This is a genomic window from Tsukamurella sp. II2bb, from assembly GCF_057815145.1.
The window spans coordinates 853,144-866,163 of record NZ_JBYPZI010000001.1; the positions used below are offsets into that span (position 1 = coordinate 853,144).

11 protein-coding genes and 1 pseudogene are annotated in these 13,020 nt (G+C 72.5%); 9 read left to right on the forward strand and 3 right to left on the reverse strand.

The genetic code is table 11. The features are described from left to right. Nucleotides 1–3: 3 nt before the first annotated feature. The 4 genes and pseudogenes from purS (at nucleotide 4) to AC21LY_RS04520 (ending at nucleotide 3,720) form a co-directional block, all read left to right on the forward strand. A complete protein-coding gene (gene purS / locus AC21LY_RS04505) occupies nucleotides 4–243 on the forward strand; it encodes a phosphoribosylformylglycinamidine synthase subunit PurS (RefSeq protein ID WP_489045122.1) in 240 nt (79 codons plus the stop codon). Beyond that, nucleotides 240–914 carry a phosphoribosylformylglycinamidine synthase subunit PurQ gene (gene purQ, locus AC21LY_RS04510; protein WP_489045123.1) on the forward strand — a complete coding sequence of 225 codons (675 nt, stop codon included), beginning with the start codon at nucleotides 240–242 and terminating at the stop codon, nucleotides 912–914. The genes purS and purQ overlap by 4 nt, the downstream gene beginning before the upstream one ends. Continuing rightward, entirely contained in the window at nucleotides 914–2,188 is a 1,275-nt protein-coding gene (locus AC21LY_RS04515; protein WP_489045124.1) for a M18 family aminopeptidase, read from the forward strand. The genes purQ and AC21LY_RS04515 overlap by 1 nt, the downstream gene beginning before the upstream one ends. A gap of 61 nt (nucleotides 2,189–2,249) precedes the next feature. Next, a pseudogene (locus AC21LY_RS04520) lies at nucleotides 2,250–3,720 on the forward strand (amino acid permease). Here AC21LY_RS04520 and dinB read toward each other — a convergent pair. Beyond that, nucleotides 3,717–4,928: a DNA polymerase IV gene (gene dinB / locus AC21LY_RS04525; protein ID WP_489045125.1), complete on the reverse strand. Its 1,212-nt coding sequence runs from the start codon at nucleotides 4,926–4,928 to the stop codon at nucleotides 3,717–3,719. The pseudogene AC21LY_RS04520 and the gene dinB overlap by 4 nt on opposite strands. Nucleotides 4,929–5,225: 297 nt before the next feature. On the opposite strand from dinB, the gene AC21LY_RS04530 reads away from it, so the two are divergent. The 5 genes from AC21LY_RS04530 (at nucleotide 5,226) to AC21LY_RS04550 (ending at nucleotide 10,775) form a co-directional block, all read left to right on the forward strand. Next, complete coding sequence (locus tag AC21LY_RS04530; RefSeq protein ID WP_489045126.1) at nucleotides 5,226–5,420, forward strand: hypothetical protein; 195 nt, start codon at nucleotides 5,226–5,228, stop codon at nucleotides 5,418–5,420. A 186-nt stretch (nucleotides 5,421–5,606) separates the two neighbouring features. After that, nucleotides 5,607–7,406 (forward strand): alpha/beta fold hydrolase, encoded by a 1,800-nt coding sequence (locus AC21LY_RS04535; RefSeq protein ID WP_489045127.1) that lies wholly within the window; start codon nucleotides 5,607–5,609, stop codon nucleotides 7,404–7,406. After that, a complete protein-coding gene (locus tag AC21LY_RS04540; RefSeq protein ID WP_489045128.1) occupies nucleotides 7,393–7,965 on the forward strand; it encodes a hypothetical protein in 573 nt (190 codons plus the stop codon). Before AC21LY_RS04535 ends, AC21LY_RS04540 begins: the two co-directional genes overlap by 14 nt. A gap of 81 nt (nucleotides 7,966–8,046) precedes the next feature. Beyond that, complete coding sequence (locus tag AC21LY_RS04545; protein ID WP_489045129.1) at nucleotides 8,047–9,933, forward strand: SDR family oxidoreductase; 1,887 nt, start codon at nucleotides 8,047–8,049, stop codon at nucleotides 9,931–9,933. Between the two features lie 2 nt (nucleotides 9,934–9,935). Next, entirely contained in the window at nucleotides 9,936–10,775 is an 840-nt protein-coding gene (locus AC21LY_RS04550) for an SDR family NAD(P)-dependent oxidoreductase (RefSeq protein ID WP_489045130.1), read from the forward strand. Here AC21LY_RS04550 and AC21LY_RS04555 read toward each other — a convergent pair. Both AC21LY_RS04555 and AC21LY_RS04560 read right to left on the reverse strand, forming a co-directional pair. Continuing rightward, nucleotides 10,760–11,446: a response regulator gene (locus tag AC21LY_RS04555; protein WP_489045131.1), complete on the reverse strand. Its 687-nt coding sequence runs from the start codon at nucleotides 11,444–11,446 to the stop codon at nucleotides 10,760–10,762. The two genes, AC21LY_RS04550 and AC21LY_RS04555, sit on opposite strands and share 16 nt — an antisense overlap. Further along, on the reverse strand, nucleotides 11,443–13,002 hold the full coding sequence (locus tag AC21LY_RS04560) for a sensor histidine kinase (RefSeq protein WP_489045132.1): 1,560 nt from the start codon (nucleotides 13,000–13,002) through the stop codon (nucleotides 11,443–11,445). The genes AC21LY_RS04555 and AC21LY_RS04560 overlap by 4 nt, the downstream gene beginning before the upstream one ends. Nucleotides 13,003–13,020: the final 18 nt, after the last annotated feature.

Consider the following 13,020-nt stretch of genomic DNA (forward strand, 5'->3'; position numbering starts at 1 on the left):
AACGTGGCACGGATTGTGGTGGACGTGATGCCGAAGGCCGAGATCCTGGACCCGCAGGGGAAGGCGATCGTCGGCGCGCTCGACCGCCTCGGCTTCGCGGGTGTCGCGGATGTGCGGCAGGGCAAGCGGTTCGAGCTCGAGGTCGAGGGCGATCTCAGCGACGAGCAGCTCGAGCAGATCGCGGCCGACGTGCTGACGAACACGGTCATCGAGGACTTCACCATCACGCGGGTGAACGCATGACGCGGGTCGGCGTCATCACCTTCCCCGGCACGCTCGACGACGTCGACGCGGCGCGCGCGGTGGAGCGGGCGGGCGGCGAAGCCGTCTCGCTCTGGCACAAGGACCACGACCTGCAGGGCGTCGACGCGGTGGTCGTGCCCGGCGGCTTCTCCTACGGCGACTACCTACGCGCCGGCGCCATCGCCTCCCTCGCGCCCGTGATGACCGAGGTCATCGAGGCCGCGGGCAGGGGCATGCCGGTGCTCGGCATCTGCAACGGCTTCCAGATCCTCTGCGAGGCGGGCCTGCTCCCCGGCGCGCTGGTGCGCAACGAGGGCCTGCACTTCATCTGCCGCGACGAGTGGCTGCGCGTCGAGGCCACGAACACCGCCTGGACCTCCCGCTACGAGCCGGGTGCCGAGATCCTGGTGCCCCTCAAGTCGGGCGAGGGCCGCTACGTCGCCGACGAGCGCACCCTCGACGAGCTCGAGGGCGAGGGCCGCGTGGCCTTCCGCTACGCCGCCGGCAACCCGAACGGCGCCATGCGCGGCATCGCGGGCATCGCCTCGGCCGACGGCCGCGTCGTCGGCCTCATGCCGCACCCGGAGCACGCCACCGAGGCGCTCACCGGGCCGTCGGACGACGGACTGGGCATCTTCTACTCCGCGCTGGACGCGGTGCTCTCGGCCTGATGGCGGGCCTGACGGGAGCGACGGCGGACGGACTCTGCGCCTTCGTCGACGCCTCGCCGTCGCCCTTCCACGTGGTGGCGACGGTCGCGGCCCGCCTGCGCGCCGCCGGGTACACCGAGCTCGCCGAGGGTGATCGCTGGCCGGCGGCGGGCACGCACTACGTGATCCGCGGCGGCTCGATCGTCGCCTTCGACACGGGTGGCTTCGGCACGAGCGGCGCCTTCCGCATCGTCGGCGGGCACACCGACAGCCCGAACCTGCGGGTCAAGCAGCACCCCGACCTCGAATCCGCCGGGCTCGCGCTGGTCGGGCTCGAGCCCTACGGCGGGGCCTGGCTCAACTCCTGGCTCGACCGGGACCTCGGGATCTCCGGCAGGCTCGCGGTCCGCGGCGCCGACGGTGCCGAGACCGTCCTGGTCCGCATCGACGAGCCGGTGCTCCGCGTGCCGCAGCTCGCCATCCACCTCTCCGAGAACCGCAAGGGCGTCGAACTGGATCCGCAGCGGCACGTCAACGCGGTCCGCGGCGTGGGCGCGAAGGAGCCCTTCCTGGACGACGTCGCCGCCGCGGCGGGCGTCGACCCGGCGCGGGTCCTCGGCTGGGAGCTGATGATCCACGACCTCGCGCCGAGCCGCGTCGTGGGCGTCGACGGCGACCTGCTCTCGGCGCCCCGGCTCGACAACCAGGGCACCTGCTACGCCGGCACCGAGGCGCTGCTCGCCGCGCCCGCGGTCGACGGGGTCACGCCGGTGCTCGCACTGTTCGATCACGAGGAGGTCGGCTCGGGCTCGGAGCGCGGCGCCGCCTCCGACCTGCTCCTGACGGTGCTCGAGCGGCTCGTGCTCGCCGCGGGCGGCGACCGCGACGACTTCCTCCGCGTCATGAGCCGCTCGGTGTGCGCGTCGGGCGACATGGCGCACGCGACCCACCCGAACTATCCGGACCGGCACGAGCCGGCGCACCGCATCGCGGTGAACGGCGGGCCGGTGCTCAAGGTCAACCAGAACCTGCGCTACGCCTCGGATGCGATGGGGGAGGCCGTCTTCGCGATCGCGGCCGAGCAGGCGGGGGTGCCGCTGCAGCGCTACGTGCACCGCGCGGACCTGCCCTGCGGTTCGACGATCGGCCCGATCACCGCCGCCCGTACGGGCCTGTCCACCGTGGATGTGGGCGCCCCGCAGCTCGCCATGCACAGCGCCCGCGAGCTCATGGGTTCCGCGGACGTCGGTTCCTACGCGGCGGCGCTGGCGGCCTTCCTCGCCCCTGCGCGGTAGCGCCTCGCACCGTCGCCCCGAGTGAATCGCGACTCACCGGAATCCGTTAGTGTCGCTTCTCATGACCACTTCGCCCACGGCACCGTCGAACCTGGAGGAGGGTGAGCACCTCACCCGCGCCCTGAGCAACCGGCACATCCAGCTCATCGCGATCGGCGGCGCCATCGGCACCGGTCTGTTCATGGGCTCCGGCAAGACGATCTCGGTCGCCGGACCGTCGGTGATCCTCGTGTACATGGTGATCGGCTTCATGCTGTACTTCGTGATGCGCGCGATGGGCGAGCTGCTGCTCAGCCGCACGGGCTACCGCAAATTTCTCGGACTTCGCCGGTGACCTCCTCGGTCCGTGGGCCGCGCACTTCACCGGGTGGACCTACTGGTTCTGCTGGGTGGTCACCGCCGTGGCGGACGTCGTCGTCATCGCCTCGGTCTACATCACCTTCTGGGCCGAGGACATTCCGCCGTGGATCCCCGCAGTCGCGGTGATCGTGCTGCTCATCGGCCTCAACCTGCCGACGGTCCGCGCCTTCGGCGAGACCGAGTTCTGGTTCGCGATGATCAAGATCGTCGCCATCGTCGCGCTGATCATCGTGGGTGCGGTCCTCATCATCACCGGCTTCGAGCACGACGGTGCCCGCGCCTCGCTGGCCAATCTCTGGGAGCACGGGGGCGTCTTCCCGCAGGGCTTCACCGGCTTCGTCGCGGGCTTCCAGATCGCGGTCTTCGCCTTCGTCGGCATCGAACTGGTGGGCACCGCGGCGGCGGAGACCAAGAACCCCGAGAAGAACCTGCCCCGCGCGATCAATGCGATCCCGATCCGGATCCTGCTCTTCTACGTCGGCTCGCTGGTGATCCTCATGTCCGTCGTGCCGTGGGATCGGTTCACCAAGGACGAGTCGCCCTTCGTCATGCTCTTCACCCTCGCCGGCCTCGGCGCCGCGGCGCATCTCGTCAACGCGGTCGTGCTCACCTCGGCCATGTCGTCGGCGAACTCGGGCATCTACTCCACCTCGCGCATGGTCTACGGCCTTGCCACCGAGGGGGACGCCCCGAAGATCTTCGCCCGGCTCTCCGGCCGCAAGGTGCCGCAGAACGCCCTCTTCCTCACGGCCGTGATGATGCTGTCCTCGGTGGTGCTGCTCGCCTTCGGCCTGGACAAGTCCGCGGGCTTCACCGTGGTCACCACCGTCTCCTCGCTGTGCTTCATGTTCGTCTGGACGATCATCCTCGCGAGTTACCTGGTCTACCGGTCGCGGCGCCCGCAGGCGCACGCGGAGAGCGCCTTCAGAATGCCGCTCGGCACCGTGATGCCGTGGATCGTCTTCGCCTTCTTCGTGTTCCTGCTCTGGGCCTTCACCCGCGAGACCGACACGCTGCAGGCCATGCTGGTGACGCCCATCTGGTTCCTCATCGTCGGCGCCGCCTACCTGGTGATTCGCCGCACGCCGGAGCACCGTCTCGCTCGCGAGGAGTTCGCGCGCAGGGCCGAGGCCGAGCGCGCCGAGGCCGCGAAGTGGCGGCTCGCCCGTTAGTCCTGCTCGGTGAGCATCGGCGCGTCCGGGCCCAGCGGGCGGTACAGGAGGGAGCCCCGCGTGACGGCCGCGCGGCCGAACCGGCTGCGCAGGGAGTCCATCGCGAGGTCGAGGTCGGCGTCGTGCTCACCGCCGTCGAAGGGCAGGGCCAACTGCACCGCGCCGTGGTTCTCCAGGTTCGCCAGCGAGAGCCCGATCAGCGTGCAGCCGCGCTCGCGGATCAGCGGCATCGCATCGTCGAGCAGGGCGCGCGCGGTGGCGAGCACGACCTCCGTGTGATCGGTGGGCTCGCGCAGCGAGCGGGACCGGGTGACGGAGGCGAAATCGTCGAAGCGCAGCCGTAGTTCGACGGTGCGCGTGACCCGCCCGGCCGCGCGCAGGCGTTCGCCCAGGCGGTCGACGATCGCGAGCGCGGTCGCCTCGATCTCGGCTTCCGACTTCGTCCGCCTGCCGAGGGCGCGCTGCGCTCCGATGGACTTGCGGCGCCTACCCGTGTCGATCCGGCGCGGATCGTGCGCCATCGACAGCGCGTACAGGTGTCGCGCGGTGCCCCTCCCGAGGAACGCGGCGAGCCGGTGCTCGCCCAGCTCCGCGATCTGCCCGACGGTGGCGATCCCCACCTCGTGCAGGCGCGCCTCGGTCTTCGGGCCCACACCCCACAGCCGGCGGACCGGCAGCGGGTGCAGGAACTGCAGTTCCCTGCCGGGCGGAACCTCCAGCAGGCCGTCGGGCTTGCCCACGGCACTGGCCACTTTGGCGAGGAACTTGCTGCGTGCCACCCCGACGGTGATCGGCAGGCCGACCTCGGCGCGCACCCGCTCGCGCAGCCGCGCGGCGATCTGCACCGGGGTGCCACTGATCGCGCGGAGGCCGCCCACGTCGAGGAAGGCCTCGTCGACCGACAGGCCCTCGACCAGTGGGGTGGTGTCCCGGAAGATCTCGAAGACGCGGCGACTGGCCTCCAGGTACGCCTCGAAGCGCGGCGGCTGGGTGATCGCGAACGGTGCGAGGGCGAGCGCTTCGCGGTGCGGCATGGGGGAGCGGACCCCCTTGGCCTTCGCCTCGTAGCTGGCGGCGAGGACCACGCCGGAGCCGACGAGCACGGGCCTGCCGCGCAGCCAGGGGTGGTCGCGCTGCTCCACAGAGGCGTAGAAGGAGTCGAGGTCGGCATGCAGGATCGACGCCTCGGCCCGCACGTCCATGCTCATGGCGGCAGTATCGCGCCGAGGTCCGACAAGTGACCTGACGCACATGCCGGGTTGAGGATAGGGCAACCGTGCTCCGTCACCGTCCGGAGAGGTAAAGCCGAAGCAAAACATCCAGTTCGAGCGCGGTGCGGCGGCGGCCGTCGCGGCGCTGCCGGGATGCCTTCCCGTGCCCGACCCGTTGACGCTCGTCGGCGGGCGGAGTTAGGTTCGCGCCGTTCCCGAATTCGAGCAGCGGAACGGGAGCGTTCACCCCACATCCGACGACGCCGCTCGGCGGCGGAGACGAAGGGATTTCTCATGACCGAGATGATTTCGAAGGTGAACCGCAGCGCTGTCCTGGCGGAGACCCCCGTGGACCTGGATCAGCCGGCGTACGTGGGCGCGACCGCCCCCGTGACCAGTGTGGGCTTCGCGGCCGGCGGTGGTGGCGGCGTCGACGTCGCGGGCATGGGCGGCGGTGCCAACTTCGCCGCGGCGGCCGGCGCGTTCTGAGCGCTGAGGGTCGCGCCCCGCGTCCTGCGGGGCGCGACCCCCCCCCCCACACTACACCTCCCCCCTCCCCAAACCCCCCCCAACTACTCTTTTCCGTCCGCTGTTCCCCCCCCCCCTCTCCCTCCCCCCCCCCACCCGGTCCGCGATATGACTTCTCGCTTGCCACGAAACCCACTGAGAAGACCGGTGATCGGACGCGACGGTGCGCTCGGCGGAGCCGAGCGGCTCGCGGCCCTGTGCCACGCGGTCGCGTCCGCCGAGTACCTCGCCCGCGACATCGACCGCCGCCCCGGCGGCCTCGCGGACTGGAGCATCGACCGCGAGGGCCTGCTCACCCGCGCCCCGCTGCTGGGCCGGCCGATCGACGCCGTCTCCGGGCCCGCCGCCACCACCGCTCTGCACGTGCTCCGGCTCGCGGCGTCGGCCGCCGTGCTCTCGCGCTCGCCCGGGCGGGTTCGCTGCGCGGCGGATGCCGCGCTGGCCCTCTCCTCCGCGGTCATGCAGCCGCGCAACCACTTCGGCGCGGACGGCGCCGATCACGTCTCCTTCCTCGTCTCCGCGACCTGTGCCCTGGCGCGCGTCCGCAGCCGGGATCCGCGGTGGGTGGATGCGTGTCTGTGGTACCTGGCGGCCCAGGCCACGCTCTCCTACGGCGCATCGGGATGGGTGAAACTGACCAGCCCGGTGTGGCGGTCCGGCCGGGCGGTGATCGAAGTGACACGCACCAAGACCTACGGGGATCCCCTGGCGTGGAGGATGTTTCACGACCATCCGCGAACGACGGCGCTACTGGAGCGCGGCGTTCTGGCCTGCGAGTGCCTCTTTCCCGCCGCGCATCTGTTCCGCGGGCGTCCCGCGCCCTTCTTCGCCCTGGCCATGGGAGTCTTCCACCTCGCCAACACCCGGGTGATGGGCCTGGGCCGGTTCCTCTGGGCCTTCACCTCGATGTACCCACCGCTCCTGTACGCCACCGACCGGCGGTTCGCGCCGGGCGGCGACCATGCGGGCGGATCACCGCGCAGCGATGCGTTTCCGCGGACCGTCGCCCTGGCCGCCGGGGCCGGGGCGGCAGTGCTCGCCGTCGAGAACCTCCGCCGGCGGCGCCGGGTCCGCGCGGGCCGTGGCGGTGAACGGACGCTGTCCACCCGCGGCGGAGCGGTGCGGTACCGGCTCGCCGGGGCGCCGACCGATTCCGGCGCGCCCGCTGTGATCCTGGTGCACGGTCTCGGTGCCGTTCCGGAGGGATGGGAGTGGGTGGTCGCCGATCTCGCCGTCGATCACCGCGTGGTCGTCGTCGATCGCGCCGCCCGGCCGCCCACCGGACCGGGTCTGACCGCGGAGGTGGAGCGCCTTGCGGACCTGGCGCGGGAGATCGGCGCCGGCCGGCCCGTGCACCTCGTCGGGCACTCGATCGGCGGCTACCTCGCGCTCCGGGCGGCCGCCCTGGCGGGGCCGGCCGTCGGCGGGGTCACCCTCCTCGACGCGAGCCATCCCGGCCAGCTGCGCCGATCGACGGTGCAGGCCACCGGCACCCGCCGGTTGGGCTCCGCGCTCGGCATCATCTTCGCGTCGATGCGCCTGGGGCTCGGTCCGCTCGCGCAGCGCCCCGCGGCGCTCGACCGCCTGCCGCGCGAGGTCCGCGCGCTCGCTCTGGACCGCTTCCGGGAGCCCGGACTATGGGTCACGGCGCGACGCGAATGGCGTGATCTGATAGCCGATTTCGAGGCATGCGGTGGCGCGCAGCCGACGACCGACGTCCCCCGGCTGGTGATCACCGCGAGGATCAGCGAGGCGAACGATCCCGTCCACCGCGAACTCCAGGACGAGTACGCCGCAGCCGGATCCCGGTGGCGCCGCGTCGTGATCGACGGAGCGGATCACGACGGCCTGCTCTACGACCGTGACCACGCGGTGCGCGTCGCGGGCGCGATCCGGGACTTCATCGCGGCGGAGACGACCGTGGGAGGTCGGCGTGCTCCGGCGTGACGGGGCAGGCGGACGGCGGGGCGCCGCGGCGCGGGCGGTCGAGTGGGGGCTCGCGGCGGCGCTGCTCGCGACCGCGTCGGCGCAGCATCCCAACAAGATGTTCGACCGGGCTCGGCGACTCGATCCGATCGGGATCCTCATCCCGAACTGGCGCTTCTTCGCGCCCGAGCCCGCGCGGCACGACTTCCACATCGTGCACCGCATCCGCGGGACCGACGGTGCTGTGACGGACTGGGTCGAGACCGTCCCGTCGCGGCCGAGGACCTGGCGACACGCCGTCTTCTTCCCCGAGCGCCGGCGCGACAAGGCCCTGTCCGATGCGTGCACCGAAGCGGGGGTGCTCGCCTCTCGCGGTGCCGGTGACGTGATGGTCTCGCCGGTCTATCGCCTGCTGCGAGAATTCGTGCGCGCACAGGTGCTCGCCGGTGGTGGGGAGAGCGGTGGGGCCGACGGGGTGGCGGGCTTTCAGTTCGCCGTGATCCGGTACTCGGGGTACGACGATTCCGAGGAGCCGCAGCACGTCCTGGTCTCCGAGTTCGTGGCGGTGGCGGACGGCTGAGGAGCAGGTGTTGCCTGTAACTGACTAGAGAGTAAGGTTACTTTCAAGTCAGTTGCTGAGAGCCTCCCCGAGGAGTCGCACGTGAACACCTATCTCATCACCGGCGCCACCGGATTCCTGGGCCGCCGGATCGTCCCCCTGCTGCTGGAGCGCGACTCCGGCGCCGTCGTGCACCTGCTGGTGCGGCCGTCGTCGGCGGGCAAACTCGACGAGTGGCGCGCCCGCTGGGGGGAGGCGAGGGTCCGGCCGCTCCTCGGCGACCTGGCCGCGCCGGGTCTCGGACTCGCCGCCGAGCCGCCGGGCGTCGACGCGGTCGTGCACCTCGGCGCCGTCTACGACATGGCGGCCGGCGTCGAGGCCAACGAACGCGTCAACGTCGAGGGCACGCGCGCCGTCATCGCGTTCGCGCGGCGCGCGGGCGCCGAGCTGCACCACGTCTCCTCGGTCGCCGTCGCCGGGGACCACCGCGGACGCTTCTCCGAGGACGATTTCGACCTCGGGCAGGGCTTTCCCTCGCCCTACCACCGGACCAAGTTCGAGTCCGAGAAGCTGGTCCGGGAGGCCGCCGATCTGCGGTGGCGCGTCTACCGGCCGGCGATCGTGGTCGGCGATGCGCGGACCGGCGAGATGGACAAGATCGACGGGCCGTATTACTTCTTCCCGCTCTTCGACAGGCTGCGGCGCGTGCCGTCGGTGATCCCGATGGTTCTGCCCGACACCGGCGATACCAACGTGGTGCCCGTGGACTACGTCGCCGAGGCACTCGTCGAACTGCTACTGCGCGAGGGCGGTGCCGGGCGCGTGTACCACCTGGTGAACCCGCGGCCGCAGAGCGTCCTCGACGTCTACCGCGCGATCGCCCGGCCCGCCGGCGCGCCGCCCGCCGTGGGCCGGATCCCGCACCGCGCCGTCGATTCCGTGATCCGGGCGAGCGGAACGGGCAGGTCGCGCGTCCTCCGTGACACCGTGCTCAAGCAGTGTGCCATCCCGCCGAGGGCCTTCGAGAACCTCGGCTTCACCGCGGTCTTCACCGCGGAGCGGACCCGAGAAGCCCTTGCGGGCACCGGGATCGAGGTTCCGGAACTGTGCGAGTACGGGCCCCGCCTGTTCGCCTACTGGCGCGAGCAGCTCGACCCCGCTCGGCTGCGGCGGCGGGACCCGATCGCCGGCAGGCACGTGGTGATCACCGGCGCCTCGGCGGGCATCGGCCGAGAGACCGCGCGCGTGCTCGCCGACCGCGGCGCCCGGGTGATCCTCCTGGCCCGCAACGCGGCTGAACTCGATGCCGCGGTCGAGGAGATCCGCGCCCGCGGCGGGGAGGCGGCGGCCTACGTCTGCGATGTGACCGACGGCGACGCCGTGGACGGCACCGTCGCCCGGATCCTCGACGAGCACGGCCACGTCGACTACCTCGTCAACAACGCGGGCCGGTCGATCCGCAGGTCGGTGCGAGCCTCCGTCGACCGGTTCCACGATTACGAGCGCACCATGGACGTCAACTACTTCGGTGCCGTCCGGATGACACTGGCGCTCCTCCCGCACATGCGATCCCGGGGTTTCGGCCACGTCGTCAACGTCTCGAGCATCGGCGTCTCCGCCCGCGGCCCGCGGTTCTCGGCGTACGTGGCGAGTAAGGCCGCGCTCGACGCCTTCGCCGATGTCGCCGCGACCGAGACCCTCAGCGAGCACGTCACGTTCACGAACGTTCACATGCCCTTGGTCCGGACCGCCATGATCGCTCCGACCGAGGCGTACGACGGTGCGCGGGCGATCAGCCCGGAGCGCGCCGCGCGGATCGTGGTGCGCGCCATCGAACGACGCCCCACACGTTGGGAGACTCCGCTCGGCGCCCTCGCGGCGTTGGGCCGCGGCTTCACGCCGCGACTGACGCGCCGCGTGCTGCACCAGGAGTACCTCGCCTCTGCCGACTCCGCAGCGGCGAAGGCCACCCACGCGGTGGGGGTGTGACGATGGCGGGCGTACACGGGCGGCGGATCGCCGTCACCGGCGGCGGCGCCGGGATCGGCGCGGCAACCTGCAGGCTGCTGGCGGCGCGGGGCGCGCAGGTCTGGATCGGCGACCGGGACGCGGACGCCGCAGCTGACGTCGCCGAGGAGATCCGTCGCGCCGGCGGTCGCGCCGAGGCGGTTGCGCTCGACGTGACCGACGAGGCCTTGTTCGAGGCCTTCCTCGCCGCCGCGGAGTCCGACGGTTCGCTCGACGTCCTGGTCAACAACGCCGGTGTGATGTGGGTGGGCTCGTTCGCGGACGAGGGTGCCCAGTCGGTGCGGCGGCAGGTCGCGGTGAACCTCGTGGGACCGATCCTGGGTACCCGGCTGGCCGCGCGGCGGATGCTCGGGCGCGGCCGCGGGCACATCGTGACGGTGGCGTCCGCCGCGTCGAAACTCAGTCCGGCGGGCGAGGCCACCTACAGCGCCACGAAGTACGGGATCTACGGCTACCTCCGCGCCGTGCGCCGCGAACTGCGCGGCACCGGTGTGGAACTGAGCGTGATCATGCCCGCCGTGGTCGACACCGCCCTGGCCGCCGGGACCACCACCGGGGCCGCAGCGATGCTCACGCCCGAGCGGATCGCCGAGGCCGTTGCGGACACCATCGCCCGACCGCGGTTCGAGGTGCACGTGCCGCGCACCGTCGGCCTGCTGCACCGCCTGCAGACCCTGGCACCGCAACCCGTGCGGGATCTGATGGACCGCCTCCTCGTGCCGGACCAGGTGCGCTCCGCCGACCGCGCCGCGCGCGCCGACTACGAGCGGGGCGTCGCTGGCGGGTCTCAGAGCCAGCGGTAGCGGACCTCGGGGCGCCCGCGGCCGCCGTACTCGGTGATCCGTTCGCACAGCCGGTCGTCCGCAAGGCGCTCGAGGTAGCGCCACGCGGTGACGCGCGAGACCCCGGTCCGGGTGGCCACCTCCGCGGCGCCGAGCGGACCGTCGGCGTGCCGCAGCGCACCCGTCACCGCCTCCAAGGTCGACGGTGCCAGCCCCTTCGGGGCGACGGTCTCCGCGGGCGCCTCGCGGAGCGCGGCGAAGGCGGCGTCGACCTCGCGCTGGCCCACGTCCCCGCCGCCGAGCGCCTCCCGGAAGGAGAGGTAGCGCCGCAGCCGGTCCGCGAAGGCGGCGAAGGTGAAGGGCTTGATCAGGTAGAGGATCGCACCGCTGGCCATCGCGCCGCGCACGGTCTCCATGTCGCGGGCCGAGGTGATCACCATGACGTCGGGCCGCGGATGCACGCCGGTCAGGTCGGCCGCGAGTTCGAGCCCGCTCCGGTCCGGCAGGCCCACGTCCGCGAGCACCAGGTCGACGGGCGGGCCGGCGACGGCGCACCGTCGAACCTCCTGCAGGGCGGCACCGGCCGTGCCCGCGACCCCGGCGACGGCGAAACCGTCCACCCGCCGGACGTATTCGGCGTGCGCGCGGGCGATCTGCGGTTCGTCGTCGACCACCAGCACCCGGATCGTCATCGTTCTCCTTCCGGCAGGCGCACCGTCACCGTCACCGTCGACGGCGCGCGGCTCGCCTCGATCGTGCCACCCGCCTGCCGCACCACCTGGTCGACCAGCGCGAGACCGAGCCCGCCGCCGTGGAGGCGGCCGCTGCGGTCCTTGGTGGAGTAACCCCGCTCCCTGGCCCGGGCGAACTCGCCGGCCGACATTCCCGGGCCGCTGTCGGCGATCTGCAGCTCCCACGCGTCGCCCGCGGACGCCGCGGTGACCTCCACCCAGCCACCGGGCCCGGCGGCGTCGATCGCGTTGTCCACCAGGTTCCCCAGGAGCGTCAGCAGCTGCACGTCGGCCAGCGGTGCCCGGTCGAGGTCGGTGCCCTCCGCCACGGTGAGCTCCACGTCGAGCGCGGATGCCGCCGCGGCCTTCGCCACCAGAAGTCCGACCGCCGACGGCGCGGGATCGCCGGCGAGCCGGTCGATCAGCCCCTGTGCGGCCGAACGATCGGCCACCGCCAGGTCGGCCGCGGCGTCCTGCTCGCCGAGCTCGATCAGGGTGACGACGGAGTGCAGCCGGTTGGCGTGCTCGTGCGCCTGCGCGCTCAGGGCGTCGGCGAGGGAGCGGGCCGTGTCGAGCTCGCCGAGCACCGTCTGCAGCTCGGTCCGGTCGCGCACGGTGAGGACGGTGCCGAGCGGCCCGGTGGGGCCGGTGACGGGGCGCCGGTTCACCAGGAGCACGCGGCTGCCGGTCACGTGCAATTCGTCCTCGAGGTCGGCGGCACCGCGGAGCGAGGTCGGGAGGTCGCGCTGGCGGATGTCACCGTCCGGCAGGTCCAGGAGGCGGCGGGCCTCGTCGTTGACCACCCGTGCCGGACCGTCGGGCGCGTCGGCGTCGAAGACGATCAGCCCCTCGGACAGGGTGTGCAGGACGGCGTCGTGGTGCTCGTACAGGCCGCGCAGGTCGTGCGCCGAGAGTCCGAGCGTCTGCCGGCGCAGCCGCCGCTGCGCCAGCGCGGACAGCGCCACGAGCAGCAGCAGCGCGGCCGCGACCACCGCGAGGATCCGGGGCAGGGCGGCGCGCACCTGGTCGCCGAGCCGGGCGCGGGTCACGCCGGCGGAGACGAGCCCGACGAGCGCACCGGAGGCGTCGTGCACCGGGGTGACGGTGCGGATCGACGGGCCGAGGCTGCCCGCGTAGGTCTCGGTGAAGGTCTCGCCGGCGAGCGCCCGGTCGATGGAGCCGGTGTACTTCCCGCCGATCCGGTCGCGATCCGCGTGGCTGAGTCTCGTGCGATCGGGCCGCATCACCACGACGAAGTCGAGCCCGCCCAGTGCCGCGACCCGCTCCGCGACCGGCTGCAGCACGGCGGAACCGTCCGGCGCGGCGAGCGCCGCCACCGTCGACGGCGACGCCGCGAGCGCGACCGCGGCGGCGCGGGTCTGCTCGCGCGCGGTGCGGTCACCGTCGTCCCGGGCCTGCGTGACGACCAGCCATGACGCGCCCACGGCGACCGTCAGCAGGATCGCCACCTGGGTCAGGAAGGACTGCGCGGCGACACTGCGGGTTCTTTTCCTCACAGTGAAGACGTTTACACA

Bases quoted from the DNA above. Each gene is read 5' to 3' on its own strand.
- purQ (WP_489045123.1), top strand. From the start codon at position 240: ATGACGCGGGTCGGCGTCATCACCTTCCCCGGCACGCTCGACGACGTC.
- AC21LY_RS04515 (WP_489045124.1), top strand. From the start codon at position 914: ATGGCGGGCCTGACGGGAGCGACGGCGGACGGACTCTGCGCCTTCGTC.
- dinB (WP_489045125.1), bottom strand. From the start codon at position 4,928: ATGAGCATGGACGTGCGGGCCGAGGCGTCGATCCTGCATGCCGACCTC.
- AC21LY_RS04530 (WP_489045126.1), top strand. From the start codon at position 5,226: ATGACCGAGATGATTTCGAAGGTGAACCGCAGCGCTGTCCTGGCGGAG.
- AC21LY_RS04550 (WP_489045130.1), top strand. From the start codon at position 9,936: ATGGCGGGCGTACACGGGCGGCGGATCGCCGTCACCGGCGGCGGCGCC.
- AC21LY_RS04555 (WP_489045131.1), bottom strand. From the start codon at position 11,446: ATGACGATCCGGGTGCTGGTGGTCGACGACGAACCGCAGATCGCCCGC.